Raw genomic sequence first — 15,839 nt, 5'->3', positions numbered from 1 at the left:
TGGTCCGGTGCCCCCTAATCGCCCCGAACCATGCCTTCGCGCCGCGGATCGGCGCCGCCAAACCAGAAATCCTTGCCATGCGCGTTCAGCCGCATGATGCCCTGCAGGCCGGAATTCTGCTCGATGACGCGCACCTCGTGGCCCATCGCCTGCAGCGCCTCGACCTGGGCGGCCGGCGCGCGGCCCTTTTCCAGTTCCGTCGGACCGTTGCGGCTGCCGAAGTTGGGCAGGCTGATGGCCTGCTGCACGTTCAAGCCCCAGTCCATGGTGCCGACCAGGACCTTGGCCACATAATTGATGATGGACGAACCGCCCGGGGAACCCGTGGCCAGCACCAGCTTGTGCGTGCCCTTCTCGAACACGAGGGTGGGCGACATGGCGCTGCGCGGACGCTTGCCCGCCTCGACCCGGTTGGCGATGGGACCGTCCGCATCGCGCGAATCGAACGAGAAATCCGTCAGCTGGTTGTTCAGCAAAAAGCCGTCGACCATCTGGCGCGAGCCGAACGCATCTTCCACACTGGTGGTCATCGACAGGCCGCCCCCAAAAGCATCGACGGCCACCAGGTGCGACGTCGACGGGCGCTGCAGGGCGTTGTCCATGCCCCACGCCACCTGCATGCCGGGCGGCGTGCCGGGCAAGGCTTTACCCATGGATTTTTCGCCGATCAGGGCGGCGCGCTGCGCCAGATAGGTTTTATCGAGCATCGAAGCGACGCCCTTGCCCGGCAGCGGCACGAAGTCCGTGTCGGCCACGTAGCGGTTGCGGTCCGCGTAGGCCAGGCGCCCCGCTTCCGAGAACAGGTGGATCGCCTGCGCATCGGGCACGCCGTCAACGGGCGCATATGGGCGGATGTCCTTCACTTCCAGGATGCCCAGCATCTGCGCGATGGCGATGCCGCCCGACGATGGCGGCGGCATGCCGCACACGGTCCAGGCCTTGTAATCGCTGCAGACGGGCTCGCGCACCTTGGCCTTGTAGCCGGCGATATCCTGCGCCGTCAGCTTGCCCGGATTGGTCGGGTGCGACGCCACCTTGGCGGCGATGTCGCGCGCGATGCGGCCCTGGTAAAAGGCGTCGGCGCCGCCGCGGGCGATCTCGCGCAGGGTGCGGGCCAGCTGCGGATTTTTCAGCACGTGGCCGACGGGCCAGGCCTTGCCCTCGCCGTCATAGAAATACGTGGCGGCGACAGGGTCGCGCTTCAGGGCCTGGTCCCAGGTCAACAGGCCGTTGAGGCGCTGGCTGACGGGAAAGCCGCCGTGCGCGAGGCGGATGGCGGGGCCGAACAGGGTCGCCCACGGCAGCTTGCCATGCTCCTTGTGTGCCAGCTCCAGCATGCGCAGCACGCCCGGCGCACCCACGGAGCGCCCGCCCACCACGCCCGTGGCGCGCGAGACGGGGCTGCCGTCGGCATTCTGGAACAGGTGTTCATCGGCGGCGGCCGGCGCCGTTTCGCGCCCGTCGAAGGCCTGCACGCCCTTGGCCGTGGAGTACAGCAGGAAGGCGCCGCCGCCGATGCCCGACGATTGCGGCTCGACCAGGGTGAGCACCAGCTGCGTGGCGATGGCCGCGTCGATGGCGCTGCCGCCCTTTTTCAGCATCTGATAGCCGGCATCGGCGGCCAGCGGATTGGCGGCGGCGACCATGAATTTCTGCGCCGCCCAGCCGTTTTTTTCCGCATACGCGGTGGCGATTTCCGGCGCCTTTTGCGGCACTTCGGCAAATACGGGACTGGCAGCGAGGGCTCCCAGCAAGGTCAGGCTCAGCGCCAGCGGCTTCAATGCGATCATGGATTCTCCGATAAAAAAAGGGCGCACAGCCAGGCAAGGCTGTACGCCCCATACGGGGGTATCCTACATCAAATGCCCATTAGGGCACTGCCTTCGTAAGAGTGCCTGGCGATGTCCAGGGCTAGGCGCGTGGCCGAAGACAGTACGAATAGTACAAAGCATGACAAGCCCGGGCCATGCAACAACGCTCTGGGCATTGTCCAGGTGCTCTTACTTTGGCTGCATGCGGATCGCACCATCGAGACGGATCGTTTCGCCATTGAGCATGACGTTTTCCACGATGGCCTTCACCAGTTGCGCGTATTCGCCGGGCTTGCCCAGGCGCGAAGGGAACGGCACCATCTTGCCCAGCGCATCCTGCACTTCGGCCGGCATGCCCAGCAACATCGGCGTCTCGAAGATGCCGGGCGCCACCGTCATCACGCGGATGCCGTTGCGCGACAGGTCGCGCGCCATCGGCAGGGTGAGTCCCACCACGGCCGCCTTCGACGAGGCGTAGGCCGCCTGGCCGATCTGACCATCGTAGGCCGCCACGGAAGCCGTGTTGATGATGATGCCGCGCTCGCCTTCGGCCGTCGCATCCTGTTTCGCCATGGCGTCGGCCGCCAGGCGGCACATATTGAAGGTGCCCACCAGGTTGATGTTGACGACTTTCTGGAACAGGGCCAGCGGGTGCGGGCCATCCTTGCCCACGGTTTTCACGGCAGGCGCCACGCCGGCGCAGTTGACCAGGCCGCGCAAGGTGCCCAGCTTGGTGGCCGCCGCTACCACGGCCAGGCCGTCCTCTTCCGACGTCACGTCGCACTGCACGAACACACCGTTCAGTTCAGCGGCCAGCGCCTGGCCCGCTTCCGTCTGCACGTCAGCCAGCACGACCTTGCCGCCGGCCGCCGTCAGCATGCGCGCCGTGGCCGCGCCCAAACCCGATGCGCCGCCCGTGATGATGAATACATTGTTCTGAATCTGCATGAAAACTCCTGAGTGATAAGGGCCGTGTTCCCGGCGCCTGATGGTTGCATGGTGCCATAGTTACGTTTACGTAAACGTAATGTCGGCGACAATTGTAGCCATTTTTGAGCGCACCGAGCGAAAACTTGCAGCGCCAGCGTATGGCCGGCTTAAAAACACTGGATGAAAGCGCCGTTGCGGTGGCAGATGCGCCCGTTGGCATCGAGCGTGGCGTTGCCCGCGCCGTTGTAGCGCGCGCCGGCAGCGTCGCGGCAACCGCCCGTGTCGCATGAACCGATGGGCTGCGGCGCGCGCGGCATCGGCACGGCCGGGCTGGGCGGCAGCGGCGCCATGGGCACGACCGGTGGCGCTGGCTGGGCCGGCATGCGGCCGATCACCTGCGCCACGGAACGGCGCGGCTGCACGGGCGGCGCCGGGCGGCACGGTTCCACCGCGAGCTTGCCGCTGTCACGCGGGTCGAGCTGGCACACGGGCAGTTGATCGGACGCAGCAGGTTCCTGCGCCCAGGCATGGCCGCCAGCGAGCAGCAGGGCGCCGGCCAGCGCCAGCATGTTTTTTGTCATCGTCTTCATGCCCCCTCCCCAAGCATTGATCATACCGCTTTCATTATTGGCACGCACGGCGCCAGATGCCAGCGCGAGTAACACGCACACGCTGGCAGCCGTCATGTCCACGCTGCAACGGTGTTTTATTTCCTTTCAGCACTTTCCTTCTTGCCAGGATGGCATTACAATAAGAACGATTCTTATTCTCATTCGCGGAATAGGAGCGCAGTTTATTGCATTTTCAATCATTCATACCCGAGCCACCCGGAAGGCAGCCAGGAAAAAACAACATCCGGAAAGTTCACCATGACCAAGCGCAGTCCCGCCTTCATTCATCCTGTTACGCTCGCCCGCCCCATCCATTGCGCCACTCTGCTTCTGCCCTGCCTGCTCTCCTTGGCCGTCAGCAGCGCCTGGGCCGAAGGCAATGCGGCCGCCGATCCCACCATGAACACGGTGGTCGTCACGGCATCGGGCACGGCCATCGATATCAAGGATGCGCCGGCCAGCATCAGCGTCATCACGCGCGAGGAAATCGAGCGCCAGCCCGTGTATGACTTGAATACCCTGCTGCGCCGCATCCCCGGCGTGACGGGCGGCACCAGCCCCGTGGGCGAAGAGTCGAAGATCAAGCTGCGCGGCCTGCCAGACAAATACACCTTGATCCTCGTCGACGGCAAGCGCGTCGGCAGCTCGGCCGACACGGCCTACCGTCCCGACCTGGGCCGCCAGGACTTGAACTGGATTTCGCCCGACATGATCGAGCGCATCGAAGTGGTGCGCGGCCCCATGTCGTCGCTGTACGGCTCGGACGCCATGGGCGGCGTGATCAACATCATCACGCGCAAGGTGCCGGGCAAATGGAACGGTTCGGCCACGGCCAACTACACGCAGCCGCAGGACAGCGGCCGCGGCACGGCGCACCAGCTGGGCGTGAACCTGGCCGGCCCCTTGTCGGACACGGTGGGCATGCGCCTGGGCGTGGGCCAGACGCGCCAGAATCCCGATGAAAAAGCGATCGGCAAATCGGGCGGCATCGGCGGCGAACGCAACCAGACTGTCTCGGGCCAGCTGAACTGGGCGCTGGACAAGAAGCAGAACCTGTCGCTGGACGCCAGCTACGGCAAGCAGCAATCGACGGATTCGACCACGCTCGATGCGGACGGCTACCCGCTGTTCGGCGCCTGGGGCGCCAGCAAGCTGATACGCAAGAGCGCCAGCATCGGCTATGAAGGCCGCTGGGACTTCGGCAAGGCCGTGGTCAACCTGTACCACAACGATTTCGACAACGAAGTCGTCGGCACGGTGGCCAAATCCAAGGACAGCACGCTGGACGCCAGCCTGGAAAAACGGGTCGGCTGGGGCGGCATCGAGCAAATGCTGGTGATGGGCGGCCAGTGGAAGCACCAGGAACTGACGAACACGGACACCATCGGCACCATCCCCACCGATTACCTGGGCAACCCCGTGAGCGGCGCCACCCTGTCCGGCACCACCTCGGCCCTGTTTGCGGAAGATCAGCTGTTCCTGCGCGACAACCTGACGGCCACGGCCGGCCTGCGTCTCGATCACCACAGCAAGTTCGGCAATCACTACAGCCCGCGCCTCTACCTCGTGTACCACCCGGCCCCGGCCTGGACCATCAAGGGCGGCATCTCGCAAGGCTTCCGCGCCCCCAGCCTGAAGGAAAACTCGCCGGCGGCGGCCACGCAGTCGGGCGGACGCGGTTGCGGCAGCCTCAAACCGCTCGGCTACATCACGGGCGGCTGCTACATGGCCGGCAATGCGGACTTGAAGCCGGAAACGAGCACGGCCGGCGAGATCGGCGTGGCGTGGGAACAGAATGGCTGGGACGTGGGCCTGACGTACTTCCACACGGATTTCAAGAACAAGATCGACTACGCGCCGCTGGGTTTTTACCAGAAGCAGTGGTGGACCAAAATGACGAATATCCAGAAAGCGCGCACCAGCGGCCTGGAAGCGACGGCGAATATCCCGCTGACGAAAAACCTGAACTGGCGTAACAACGTGACCTACATGGCCGAGGCGAAAAACCTGACCACGGGCGCCAACCTGCTGTCGACGCCGAAGCTGTCGTGGTATTCGGCGCTGGGCTGGCAAGTCAACGACCAGCTGTTCGGCGAAGTGTCGGCCCAGTACACGGGCAAGGAACTCGACGCGGGCAAGCTGGCCGACAAGGCCTACACCATCGTCGACACCGTCGTGTCGTACAAGGTCACACCCCAGTGGACCGTGCGCGGCGGCGTGCAGAACCTGTTCAAGAAGGGACCGATGGCCGACGGCCTGGTCGACTACTACGTGCCGGGACGGCGCATGTTCGTGGGCCTGACCTCAAGGTTCTAATAACGGGGCGGCGGCGCATCGGGCGGCGGCGTGGCGGCATTCGCCGGGACGCTGCTCAGCATCTGCCCGGCGACGGGCACCTTGTGGCCGCTCGCATACATGCATTGCTGGTAGGCGTAGTCATAACGGCGCTGCATGCCATACGCGGAACTGTCCGCCGCGCCCGTGCCTGCCAGCGCGCCGAACAGCAAGCCCGTGCCCGCACCCACGCCGGCGCCATGGCCGCCATCGATGGCGGCGCCGGCCGCCGCACCGAGCACCGTACCCAGCGCCGCGCTGCGCACGCCGCTGTCGACGCTGGCCTGCTGTGCCGAACTGCCGCCCAACTGGCCTTGCGCATAGCCGCGGCACTGCAGATCGTCGCTGCGGAATTGTTCGAAACTCTTGCTCGTGCCGGGCAAGACCATGGCCGACGGCCCTTCCGGCATCACCGTGCAGGCGGCCAGCAGCAGCGGCGCCAGCAGGCCGGCACGCCCCATTAACGCTCTCGTATTCATGTTGACCTCCCCGTCAGCGCACGCTGGTCGGCAGCACGGCACGCCATGCCGTACTGCAATTTTTCACGTAGGGATAATAGCCCTGCGGCCGCGCGCAGTAGTACCACATCTGCGCCGTCGGCTCGCCGCCCTGCTCGATGTACACGGGTGCCGGCTGCACGACCACCGTGCGCCCATACGGATAGGGATAGCCATACCACGGGTCGCCATACCAGCCCGGCCCATAGCCATACCACAAGGGCGCTCCCACCCAGACGCCCACGTGCGAATGGCCATGGAAGTGGCCGTGATGGCCGTGGAAACCGCCGTGCCGGCCCGGCTCCGCCTGGGCCAACCCGGCAACACCGCTCAATATCAGCAACGCCAGCAGCGCGCCGCCCTTTCTGTTGATGCTGTCCATGACATCCTCCCGCTTTCCCTGCCAGACTGTGAAGCTCACCTTTTCACTCCATTATTGGCAAGGGGCCGGCACAAGCAAAGGCGCCGTAACAATTGCTCACTTTTGATACGCCGAGGATATGGAGTGCAGGAAAGTTTCACCTGCAGAAAATGCAAACAGCCCCGCGGCGCGGGCCACGGGGCTGCATGGAGTGGCGCGGTCTATTGCGCCGGCAAGCTTTGCACGGGTGTCGCCGGTGCCAGGATGGGCGGCACGGGCGCGTGGACAGGTGCTGGCGCCTTGACGGCCAGCCAGCCCGTGGCCGGCAGCAGCGGCACCAGCAGCAGAGCCACGATATTGATGATCTTGATCAAGGGATTGACGGCCGGTCCCGCCGTATCCTTGTACGGGTCGCCCACGGTGTCGCCCGTGACGGCCGCCTTGTGCGCGTCGGAACCCTTGCCGCCGAAATGGCCATCCTCGATGTATTTCTTCGCATTGTCCCAGGCGCCGCCGCCCGTGGTCATGGAAATGGCCACGAACAGACCCGTCACAATGGTTCCCATCAAGAGGCCGCCCAGCGCCGCCGGCCCCAGCAGCATGCCCACGACGATGGGCACCACGACGGGCAGCAAGGAGGGCACGATCATTTCGCGGATGGCCGACGCCGTCAGCATGTCGACGGCCTTGTCGTATTCGGGCCGCGCCGTGCCTTCCATGATGCCCTTGATGTCGCGGAACTGGCGGCGCACCTCGACCACCACGGCGCCGGCCGCGCGGCCCACGGCTTCCATCGCCATGGCGCCGAACAGGTACGGTATCAGGCCGCCGATGAACAGGCCGACGATCACCATGGGGTTCGACAAGTCGAAGGTGATGTGCTGGCCCACGGATTCGAGCGCATGCGTGTAGTCGGCGAACAGCACCAGCGCGGCCAGGCCCGCCGAGCCGATGGCGTAGCCCTTGGTAACGGCCTTGGTCGTATTGCCGACGGCGTCGAGCGGGTCGGTGATGGCGCGCACGGAGTCGGGCAGGCCCGACATTTCCGCGATGCCGCCCGCGTTATCGGTGATGGGGCCATACGCGTCGAGCGCGACGATGATGCCCGCCATCGACAGCATCGAGGTGGCCGCGATGGCGATGCCGTACAGGCCCGCCAGCTGGTACGACACGAGGATGGCGACGCAGACGGCCAGCACCGGGTAGGCGGTGGACTTCATCGACACGCCCAGGCCGGCGATGATATTCGTGCCGTGGCCCGTCGTCGACGCTTCGGCGATATGGCGCACGGGCTTGAAGTCCGTGCCCGTGTAGTACTCGGTGATGTAGACCATCAGGCCCGTGAGGACGATGCCGACGACGGTGGCGCCCAGCATCTTGTAGCGCATGGCGTCGTCGGGCCACAGCAGCCACGTGACCACGGCAAAGCCCACCAGCGACAGGCCGGCAGCCCACCACAGGCCCGTGTACAGGGCCGACATGATTTTCGCGCCCGGCTTGGTCTTCACCATCGAGCAACCGACGATGGAGGCGAGGATGGAAACGGCGCCCAGCAGCAGCGGATAGAGGATGGCCGTGCTGCTCGCTTCGGCCATCAGCAGCGCGCCCAGCAGCATGGTGGCGATCAGGGTCACGACATAGGTTTCGAACAGGTCGGCCGCCATGCCGGCGCAGTCGCCCACGTTGTCGCCCACGTTGTCGGCGATGACGGCAGGGTTGCGCGGATCGTCCTCGGGAATGCCCGCCTCGACCTTGCCCACCAGGTCCGCGCCCACGTCGGCGCCCTTGGTGAAAATGCCGCCGCCCAGACGCGCGAAGATGGAAATGAGCGAGGCGCCAAAGGCTAGGCCGATCAGGGGCTTGATCAGGTCATGCTGGGTCAGGCCTGGCGCGCCCGTCGTCACCAGCAGCCAGTAAAACAGGGTCACGCCCAGCAAGCCCAGACCGACCACCAGCATGCCCGTGATCGCCCCGCCCTTGAAGGCCACGTTCAATGCCTGATTGATGCCCAGGGTGGCCGCCTGCGCCGTGCGCACATTGGCCCGTACCGAGACATTCATGCCGATGAAGCCGCAGGCGCCCGACAGCACGGCGCCGATCAGAAAGCCCAGCGCAGTATGCAGGCCGAGCAAGATATAGATGGCGATCAGCAGCGCCACGCCGACGATGGCGATGGTGCGGTACTGGCGTGCCAGGTAGGCGGCCGCGCCCTGCTGGATGGCCAGCGCGATTTCCTGCATGCGCGCGTTGCCGGGATCCTGGCGCAGGATCCAGCTGCGCGACACCAAACCATAGATGACTGCGACCACGCCGCAGGCTACCGCAAACCACAAACTGGCTGCCATATCGTCCCCTTCTGTTTTTATCCGACGTCATTGCCGACAGCTGCAGACCGCACCGGGTAGGCGCGCGCAGCCAGGAAAACACGACCTGCAAAAAACTTCAACTACGAAAACGTAAGACATACAGCCATGCTTGCAGTCTGCCTGAAAAGCGGGCACAAAAAAAGCGGACACTGAGGTCCGCTTTTCAATACTGCTTATTCCGCCAGGGCGGCAAATGCGCTGTCGCGGATTTGCTCGACCGGACCGACGCCGGCGATGCGGCGGTATTTCGGCGCGCCCGGCAGGCCGGACTTGGCCCAGTCGTTGTAGTAACCGAGCAAGACCTTGGTCTGGTTGTGGTACACGTCCAGGCGCTTCTTGACCGTTTCAGCCTTGTCGTCGTCGCGCTGGATCAGCGGCTCGCCCGTGATGTCGTCGACGCCGTCGACCTTGGGCGGATTGAATTTGACGTGGTAGACGCGGCCCGAACCCGGGTGGCTGCGGCGGCCGTCCATGCGCTCGATGATCGACTCATCCGGCACGTCGATTTCCAGCACGTAGTCGACATTGATGCCGGCATCCTTCATGGCGTCCGCTTGCGCGATGGTGCGCGGGAAGCCGTCGAACAGGTAGCCATTGGCGCAATCGGCTTCCTGCAGGCGGTTCTTGACCAGGCCGATCATGATGTCGTCCGACACGAGGCCGCCCGCATCCATGACTTTTTTAGCTGCCAGGCCCAGTTCGGTGCCTTCCTTGATCGCCGCGCGCAGCATGTCGCCCGTGGAGATTTGTGGAATATTGTATTTTTCTTTGATGAAGTTAGCTTGGGTGCCCTTGCCGGCACCGGGTGCTCCTAAAAGTATCAGACGCATTGAAAAGTTCCTAAAAAACAGATTTTGGATGGTGGTATGTGTAATTATTTTTAGATGATGTTGCTATGGCTATCTTTCCCTACGAAACTTACCACAAAAAATCCCCGGAACGCCAGTTTGCTGTCGAATTGCTATGCCCTGATTGATCAAAGCCAGCAATTAGCGAAGCAGGTGTTTCAAAATGTGGTTTTTTGTGGCAGGCCCCGCATAAAGTTTTTCTCGCGCACGCACGACGCCTGAAATACGTTCAGGGCAAGGCAGCCATGGACGTTTTCTCAGGTGGCGTGGCGGTAGTGCGCCTGCACGCGTTCCAGATCTTCCGGCGTGTCCACGCCGGCGGCCGGGGCCGAGTCCGTGACGTGCACGGCGATGGCGTAACCGTGCCACAGCACGCGCAACTGCTCCAGCGCTTCGATCGCTTCCAGCGGCGACGCGGAGAGCGTGGGATACGTTTGCAAAAATGCATTGCTGTAGGCATACAAGCCGATATGGCGCAAGGGCACGTAGCCGGCCGGCAAGCTGTCTTTCGACTGGGCAAAGCCGTCGCGGTGCCAGGGGATGGTGGCGCGCGAAAAATACAAGGCGCGGTTTGCCTTGTCCAGCACCACCTTGACGACATTCGGATTGAAGGCCTCAAGCACGTCATGCAGCGGATGGGCGCACGTGGCCATGGGGACGGCGGCGCTGATCTGCCCCGCGCAGGCGGCCAGCAGGGCCGGATCGATCAGCGGTTCGTCGCCCTGCAGGTTGACGACGACGGCGTCCGGCGGCAGCCCGAGCGTGCGCGCCACTTCGGCGATGCGGTCCGTGCCCGACGGATGGTCGGCAAGCGTCATGCACACTTCCACGCCATGCGCGGCGCAGGCGTCGCGGATGGATGCATGGTCGGTGGCGACGATGACGCGCGCGGCGCCGGACAGGACTGCCTGCTCGGCCACGCGCACCACCATGGGCTTGCCGCCCAGGTCGGCCAGCGGCTTGCCCGGAAGGCGGGTCGAAGCCAGGCGGGCCGGGATGATGACGATGAACGCCATCGTTATTCCACTGCGTCTTGCAGGGTGCGCGCTTCGTCCGCCCACATGATGGGGATGCCATCGCGGATAGGATAGGCGAGACGGTCGGCGCGGCAAATCAGTTCCTGCGCCTTCTTATCGTGTTCAAGCGGACCCTTGCAAACAGGGCAGACCAGGATATCAAGCAGTCGAGCGTCCACGACATTTCTCCACAATTTGTTGGGCCAGCGCGCTATCGATGCGCGCACTGACGGGGACGACCCACAGTCTCGGGTCATCTTTGAGATATTCAATTTGCGCACATTTTACTGCATCCTTCTCGGTGATCAAGATCACATCCGTGTCGAGTGCTGCAAATGGCTGGTCGAGAAAGTCGTGATGGTCGGGCAGGGGCAGCTCGGCAAAACGCAATCCGGCGCCGCGCAGCATGCTGAAAAAGCGCTGCGGATTGCCGATGCCGGCCGCCGCCACGATGCGCCGGCCGCCGGCCGCCAGGGTCTCGAGCGGCATGCGCTCGTTGCGGTCTGTCATGCGCTCGGCCATGCCGCCATCGAGCCGCATCTGCACCACCAGGCCGCCCTTGGGCGCGACCTGGTCCACCAGCGCCGGCGCCAGCTCGGGCGCATTGATCACCGTCACGTCACGCCGGCGGCGCGGCGATTCGCGCAAGGGGCCGGCCGGCAGCAGCCAGCCATTGCCCGCGCCGCGGCTGTCGAACAGCACGATTTCCACGTCGCGCCGCAAGGCGTAATGCTGCAAGCCGTCGTCCGTGACGAGCACGTTGACGTCCGGGTGCGCGGCCAGCAGCGCCCTGCCCGCTTGCGTGCGGTCGCGCCCCACCATCACGGGGCAGCCGCCGCGCTGGAAGATCAGCAGCGGTTCGTCGCCCACCTGCTGCGGCGTGGAAGCGGCGGTGACGGCGCGCGGCGAACGGTCGGCGCTGCCATGGCCGCGCGAAATGACGCCCGGGCGCATGCCCGCGTCGCGCAAGGCTTGCACCAGCCAGATCGTCAGCGGCGTCTTGCCCGTGCCGCCGATAAAGATATTGCCGACGACGACGACGGGCACGGGCAGGCGCGCGGATTTGATGATGTTGGCGCGATACAGGCCGCGCCGGATGGCGCTCAGGGCGCCGAACAGCAGGGAAACGGGCCACAGCGCGCACGCCAGCGGGCCGCGCGACAACCAGGCGCGGGTCAATGTGGTTTCAAGCTTGGCGGGGGAGGATGTGGGCATGAAGGAAGACGTAAAAATGGTGTAGGTCGGATTAGCCGCGCCGCCAGGCGCAGCGTAATCCGACATGCTCGGCTGCGGCTTGTGTCGGCTTACGCCGTTCCGGCTAAGCCGACCTACTTGCTGCTGCCCGCCTGCGCCGCAAACGTCAGCTTTTCATAGCCGGCCAGGCGCGCCGCTTCCATCACGTGGATGACCATCTGGTGCATGGCGAACTGGTCGGCGTTGACGACGACCACGGGCGTCTGCGCGGGCGCCTTGCCGCCGTTGGCCGCCTTGGCCGCGTTTTGCAGGGCGTCGGCCAGGCCGGCCACGTCGCGGAATGATATGGGTTCGCGGTTGACCGTGTAATTGCCCTTGGCATCGATGGTGACGTCGATCTGCTGCGGCTTCTCCTTGGCTAGCTCGGCGTCGGCCGTCGGCAAGGTGATCTGCAACTCCGTAAACTTGCTGTAGGTGGTGCTGACCATCAGGAAGATCAGGATCACCAGCAGCACGTCGATGAACGGGATCAGGTTGATTTCGGGGTCTTCACGCCCCTTGCCTTTGCGGAAGTTCATTTGCGGCCACTGTGGACGATGTCGACGAACTTGACGGCTTGCTGCTCCATGTCAATGACGAAACTGTCGACGAGGGCGCGGAAATGGCGGTAGAAGACGAGGGTCGGCATGGCGATGGCCAGGCCGAAGCCCGTGTTATACAGGGCCACCGAGATACCGTGGGCCAGCTGGGCGGGATTCGAGCCGCTGGCGTTTTGCGAACCGAAGATTTCGATCATGCCCACCACCGTGCCGAACAGGCCCATCAGCGGGGCCAGGGTGGCGATGGTGCCCAGGGTCGTCAGGAACCGCTCCAGCGTGTGGGCCACGCCGCTGCCCGCCTCTTCGATCGATTCCTTCATCACTTCGCGCGGCGCGTCGACGTTGCGCAGGGCGGCGGCCAGCACCACGCCCAGCGGCGAATTGCCTTCCAGCTTGGCCACCGTGTCCGGCGTGATCTTGCCGCTGCGATATACCTGCACCACTTCATCGAACAGCTTGCGTGGCAGGATCTTGGCGCGTCGCAAATACAGCAGGCGCTCGATGATCAGGGCCAGGGCGACGATGGAAGCGATCAACAACAGCCAGATGGGCCAGCCAGCGGCTTGAAATATAGCGAGCAAAAGAAACTCCTGGTAAAGGGAAGGCGATGAACCGCCCGGACAGCCTGTATTGTACCGAGCGCCGAAGACCGATGGCACGTGCGCGCAGGAATGGCGCAATGTAGCGCGTTGCCGCGCCGGCGGCAAGTGGCGCCTGCATGTGCCCTTATCCACATCACGCTCCGGGCTGCGGCTCCAGCGCACAGTTTTGCACACTTTGTGTGGATAAGATTGTGAGCAAGCATGAAGTCCAGCGCACAAGTCCTTGATTTACATGGGAATTATCATGCTGCGCAAAATACAGGCATAGCAGCTTATCGACAGTAGTCAATGTCAATAAATTAATACTTGCAGAGTTCTGCACATTTACTGTGGACAAGATTGTGCGCAAAGCCGTGAAATTTAATTAAGCCATTGATTTTAAAGGAAATTAAATTAATGAGTAAAAAAGTGGCAGACGGCGCACAATCGGCGGCAGAGGGACCGTCAAAGTTCTGCACACAATCTGTGGACAAGATTGTGTGCAAGCGCAAAGATAGATGCTAAGTACATTGATTTATATCGTTTTTATTTCCCTGCATAAAAATGTGGCAATGGCCTAAAACAGCGATTTTTATGGCGAAATCGGGCGCCGCCGTGGCACTTTCCCACCGCCTGGACAGTTTCACACATAAAGTGTGGATAAGATTGTGAGCAAGCCGATTGACTCCATGCAAGATCATTGATTTTAAAGGAGTTTTTTTCGATGCTGAAAAATAAGGCAGCGCAAGCGCCTGCTCGCGCCGTGGAAAACTCCCGGAAAAAGCGAAACGGTTTATGCGGTTTTGCACATATTCTGTGGATAAGATTGTGAGCAAGGCGCACGCTCGAACGCTAGGCCATTGATCTATATGGCTATTTTTATGCTGCGTAAAATTCAGGCAAGCCATGCAATAGGCATTCCGGTGGATAAATCCGCTGCCGCGCGGGAGTTCTGCACATTTTTTGTGGATAAGATTGTGCGCAAGGCCATGCATGGCATACTAAGCGCTTGATTCCTATGCACTTTATTTCCGTGCGCAAAAATGTAGCAAGGCACTTTTATCGCTCAATCAGGGCCAGCCGGGCCATGTTTGACCAAGGCAAAAAGTTCCGCACACTTTCTGTGGATAACTTTGTGCGTAAGTGGCAGGGGCTGCACTGATGTGCTTGATATTAAAGGATTTTTTCCCTGTGCACGCAAATCAGGCATACGGGAATTCATCATGAAATCAATTACTTAGAAATAGAACTTGTTGTTTTGCACGATATATGACATAAGCATGACCTCGCCGATAATATGTGGACAGTTCCCTTCCCGCTCCCAGCTTTATGATGACAGACACCCCGACTGACAGCGGCTTTGCCGCCCCGCCCGTGCTGACCGTCAGCGCCCTGAACCAGGCCGTCGCGCGCCTGCTCGAGCGCTCGTTCCCCCTGACCTGGATCGCCGGCGAGATTTCCAACTTCACGCGCGCCGCTTCCGGCCACTGGTATTTCACCTTGAAGGACGATGGCGCCCAGGTGCGCGCCGTGATGTTCCGCGGCCGCGCCCAGTACGCCGGCTTCACGCCGCGCGAAGGCGACAAGGTCGAAGTGCGCGCCCTCGTCACCCTGTACGGCGCACGCGGCGACTACCAGATCAACGTGGAAGCCATCCGCCGCGCCGGCGTGGGCGCCCTGTACGAAGCGTTCCAGCGCCTGAAGGAAAAGCTGGCCGCGCAGGGCCTGTTCGACCAGGAACGCAAGCGCGCCATTCCCATGTTCGCGCGCAGCATCGGCATCGTCACCAGCCCGCAGGCGGCCGCCCTGCGCGACGTGCTGATCGCCTTGCAGCGCCGCGCGCCGCACGTGTCCATCATCCTGTATCCCACGCCCGTGCAGGGCCAGCAGGCGCCGGAAAAAATCGCCCAAGCGATCCGCACGGCATCGGCCAGGGCCGAGTGCGACGTTCTGCTGGTGTGCCGTGGCGGCGGCAGCATCGAGGATTTATGGTCGTTCAACGATGAAGCCGTGGCGCATGCGATCGCCGATTGTTCCATGCCCGTGATCAGCGGCGTGGGCCACGAGACGGATTTCACCATCGCCGACTTCGCAGCCGACCTGCGCGCGGCCACGCCGACGGCGGCGGCCGAACTGGCGGCCACGCCGCGCGCGGACTGGATGGCTTCCCTGCGCGCCGACGCAACGGACTTGCGCCGCGCCATGCGCCGCCGCCTCGACGACGCGGCGCAAACCCTGGACCGCCATAGCCGCCGCCTGCTCAACCCGAAGGCGCAGCTGCAGCAGCAGCGCCTGCAGCTGCTGGCCCTGTCCACGGCCATGACGCATGCGGCGCGCGCGCCCGTGAACCAGTCGCAGTACGCACTGGAACGCCTGCGCAACCGCTGGGCCGCCTTGCGGCCCGACGTCACTGCGCCGCGCGCGCGCCTGGTGGAAGCGCAGCGGCGCGGCGGCGCGGCCATGGCGCAGCTGCTCAGCCAGCGGCGCCACCGCCTCGACGGCCTGGCGGCGCAGCTGGAGCTGTTGAATCCGCAGCGCACCCTGGAACGCGGCTACGCGATCCTGCGCGATGAAAAAGGCGCCATCGTGCGCTCGCCGGCGCAACTGCAGGCGCGCCAGAACGTCAACGTGCGCCTGGCCGAAGGCAGCGCGCAGATCGGCATCGCCAGCGTGCAGGCAACTCTGGAATAA

Annotated in this window: 14 protein-coding genes; 2 read left to right on the top strand and 12 right to left on the bottom strand. The window is 63.6% G+C overall.

The features are described from left to right. Positions 1 to 14: 14 nt before the first annotated feature. The 3 genes from ggt to CSQ95_RS17430 form a co-directional block, all read right to left on the bottom strand. Positions 15 to 1,790 (bottom strand): gamma-glutamyltransferase, encoded by a 1,776-nt coding sequence (gene ggt, locus CSQ95_RS17440; RefSeq protein ID WP_099410416.1) that lies wholly within the window; start codon positions 1,788 to 1,790, stop codon positions 15 to 17. A 210-nt stretch (positions 1,791 to 2,000) separates the two neighbouring features. Continuing rightward, positions 2,001 to 2,759: a 3-hydroxyacyl-CoA dehydrogenase gene (locus CSQ95_RS17435; protein WP_099410415.1), complete on the bottom strand. Its 759-nt coding sequence runs from the start codon at positions 2,757 to 2,759 to the stop codon at positions 2,001 to 2,003. A gap of 149 nt (positions 2,760 to 2,908) precedes the next feature. After that, complete coding sequence (locus tag CSQ95_RS17430; protein ID WP_143449995.1) at positions 2,909 to 3,331, bottom strand: hypothetical protein; 423 nt, start codon at positions 3,329 to 3,331, stop codon at positions 2,909 to 2,911. A 279-nt stretch (positions 3,332 to 3,610) separates the two neighbouring features. Between CSQ95_RS17430 and CSQ95_RS17425 the strand changes: the two genes are divergently transcribed. Beyond that, the gene (locus CSQ95_RS17425; RefSeq protein WP_099410413.1) at positions 3,611 to 5,668 is read left to right on the top strand and encodes a TonB-dependent receptor domain-containing protein; all 2,058 of its coding nucleotides are present in this window, start codon (positions 3,611 to 3,613) and stop codon (positions 5,666 to 5,668) included. Here CSQ95_RS17425 and CSQ95_RS17420 read toward each other — a convergent pair. The 9 genes from CSQ95_RS17420 to CSQ95_RS17380 all read right to left on the bottom strand — a co-directional run bounded on the left by CSQ95_RS17420 (position 5,665) and on the right by CSQ95_RS17380 (position 13,148). After that, the gene (locus CSQ95_RS17420; protein ID WP_180279085.1) at positions 5,665 to 6,165 is read right to left on the bottom strand and encodes a glycine zipper family protein; all 501 of its coding nucleotides are present in this window, start codon (positions 6,163 to 6,165) and stop codon (positions 5,665 to 5,667) included. The genes CSQ95_RS17425 and CSQ95_RS17420 overlap by 4 nt on opposite strands. A gap of 13 nt (positions 6,166 to 6,178) precedes the next feature. After that, positions 6,179 to 6,565, bottom strand: a complete 387-nt coding sequence (locus CSQ95_RS30095) for a hypothetical protein (RefSeq protein ID WP_099410411.1) — start codon at positions 6,563 to 6,565, stop codon at positions 6,179 to 6,181. Positions 6,566 to 6,765: 200 nt separating this feature from the next. After that, complete coding sequence (locus tag CSQ95_RS17410) at positions 6,766 to 8,889, bottom strand: sodium-translocating pyrophosphatase (protein ID WP_099410410.1); 2,124 nt, start codon at positions 8,887 to 8,889, stop codon at positions 6,766 to 6,768. Between the two features lie 194 nt (positions 8,890 to 9,083). Further along, complete coding sequence (gene adk, locus CSQ95_RS17405; protein ID WP_070224611.1) at positions 9,084 to 9,740, bottom strand: adenylate kinase; 657 nt, start codon at positions 9,738 to 9,740, stop codon at positions 9,084 to 9,086. Positions 9,741 to 10,015: 275 nt separating this feature from the next. Next, positions 10,016 to 10,774 carry a 3-deoxy-manno-octulosonate cytidylyltransferase gene (gene kdsB / locus CSQ95_RS17400; RefSeq protein ID WP_099410409.1) on the bottom strand — a complete coding sequence of 253 codons (759 nt, stop codon included), beginning with the start codon at positions 10,772 to 10,774 and terminating at the stop codon, positions 10,016 to 10,018. Between the two features lie 2 nt (positions 10,775 to 10,776). After that, complete coding sequence (locus CSQ95_RS17395; RefSeq protein WP_010395789.1) at positions 10,777 to 10,953, bottom strand: Trm112 family protein; 177 nt, start codon at positions 10,951 to 10,953, stop codon at positions 10,777 to 10,779. Continuing rightward, complete coding sequence (lpxK, locus tag CSQ95_RS17390; RefSeq protein ID WP_099410482.1) at positions 10,934 to 11,989, bottom strand: tetraacyldisaccharide 4'-kinase; 1,056 nt, start codon at positions 11,987 to 11,989, stop codon at positions 10,934 to 10,936. The genes CSQ95_RS17395 and lpxK overlap by 20 nt, the downstream gene beginning before the upstream one ends. 113 nt (positions 11,990 to 12,102) lie before the next feature. Further along, entirely contained in the window at positions 12,103 to 12,546 is a 444-nt protein-coding gene (locus CSQ95_RS17385) for a biopolymer transporter ExbD (RefSeq protein WP_099410408.1), read from the bottom strand. Continuing rightward, positions 12,543 to 13,148 (bottom strand): MotA/TolQ/ExbB proton channel family protein, encoded by a 606-nt coding sequence (locus CSQ95_RS17380; RefSeq protein ID WP_058050625.1) that lies wholly within the window; start codon positions 13,146 to 13,148, stop codon positions 12,543 to 12,545. Before CSQ95_RS17380 ends, CSQ95_RS17385 begins: the two co-directional genes overlap by 4 nt. A 1,329-nt stretch (positions 13,149 to 14,477) precedes the next feature. Here CSQ95_RS17380 and xseA point away from each other — a divergent pair. Then, the gene (gene xseA / locus CSQ95_RS17375; protein WP_099410407.1) at positions 14,478 to 15,839 is read left to right on the top strand and encodes an exodeoxyribonuclease VII large subunit; all 1,362 of its coding nucleotides are present in this window, start codon (positions 14,478 to 14,480) and stop codon (positions 15,837 to 15,839) included.

It is taken from the genome of Janthinobacterium sp. BJB304 (genome assembly GCF_002735765.1).
Classification (GTDB): domain Bacteria; phylum Pseudomonadota; class Gammaproteobacteria; order Burkholderiales; family Burkholderiaceae_D; genus Janthinobacterium.
Note: the sequence above shows the minus strand (reverse complement) of the source record. Positions and strands in the feature narration are given on the sequence as shown.

Bases quoted from the DNA above. Each gene is read 5' to 3' on its own strand.
- CSQ95_RS30095 (WP_099410411.1), bottom strand. From the start codon at position 6,565: ATGGACAGCATCAACAGAAAGGGCGGCGCGCTGCTGGCGTTGCTGATA.
- CSQ95_RS17410 (WP_099410410.1), bottom strand. From the start codon at position 8,889: ATGGCAGCCAGTTTGTGGTTTGCGGTAGCCTGCGGCGTGGTCGCAGTC.
- ggt (WP_099410416.1), bottom strand. From the start codon at position 1,790: ATGATCGCATTGAAGCCGCTGGCGCTGAGCCTGACCTTGCTGGGAGCC.
- xseA (WP_099410407.1), top strand. From the start codon at position 14,478: ATGATGACAGACACCCCGACTGACAGCGGCTTTGCCGCCCCGCCCGTG.
- adk (WP_070224611.1), bottom strand. From the start codon at position 9,740: ATGCGTCTGATACTTTTAGGAGCACCCGGTGCCGGCAAGGGCACCCAA.
- CSQ95_RS17430 (WP_143449995.1), bottom strand. From the start codon at position 3,331: ATGAAGACGATGACAAAAAACATGCTGGCGCTGGCCGGCGCCCTGCTG.
- kdsB (WP_099410409.1), bottom strand. From the start codon at position 10,774: ATGGCGTTCATCGTCATCATCCCGGCCCGCCTGGCTTCGACCCGCCTT.
- CSQ95_RS17420 (WP_180279085.1), bottom strand. From the start codon at position 6,165: ATGAATACGAGAGCGTTAATGGGGCGTGCCGGCCTGCTGGCGCCGCTG.
- CSQ95_RS17435 (WP_099410415.1), bottom strand. From the start codon at position 2,759: ATGCAGATTCAGAACAATGTATTCATCATCACGGGCGGCGCATCGGGT.
- CSQ95_RS17385 (WP_099410408.1), bottom strand. From the start codon at position 12,546: ATGAACTTCCGCAAAGGCAAGGGGCGTGAAGACCCCGAAATCAACCTG.
- lpxK (WP_099410482.1), bottom strand. From the start codon at position 11,989: ATGCCCACATCCTCCCCCGCCAAGCTTGAAACCACATTGACCCGCGCC.
- CSQ95_RS17425 (WP_099410413.1), top strand. From the start codon at position 3,611: ATGACCAAGCGCAGTCCCGCCTTCATTCATCCTGTTACGCTCGCCCGC.